The organism is Aquimarina sp. U1-2 (assembly GCF_017897595.1).
Lineage (GTDB): Bacteria > Bacteroidota > Bacteroidia > Flavobacteriales > Flavobacteriaceae > Aquimarina.
This window is the reverse complement of sequence record NZ_JAGKIK010000175.1, coordinates 1-278: the sequence shown is the minus strand read 5'-3', so window position 1 is coordinate 278 and position 278 is coordinate 1. Positions and strand designations below refer to the sequence as shown.

The following is a 278-nucleotide window of genomic DNA, read 5'->3' as shown; positions in this document are numbered from 1 at the left end:
AATAAAATTATAAGTTTAAGATGAAAAGAAAACTAATAAGTACAGGTTCAACATTTGAAGATGATATAGGATATTCTAGGGCGGTAGTACAAGATAATTGGGTTTTTGTATCAGGAACCACGGGTTATAATTATGACACCATGACGATTAGTGACGATATAGTCGAGCAAACAGAACAATGTTTAATCAATATAAAAAGTACCTTGGAGCAAGCAGGTGCTAGTTTGTCAGATATTGTTCGCGTTACGTATATTTTGCCAAATGCTTCAGACTTTGAA

The 278-nt window shown here is 33.5% G+C and carries 1 protein-coding gene; it reads left to right on the top strand.

What is annotated here, in order from left to right; all coding sequences use genetic code 11:
* Nucleotides 1–20: 20 nt before the first annotated feature.
* The coding region (locus tag J8281_RS19545) for a Rid family hydrolase (RefSeq protein ID WP_210199299.1) at nucleotides 21–278 on the top strand (258 nt) is incomplete at its 3' end.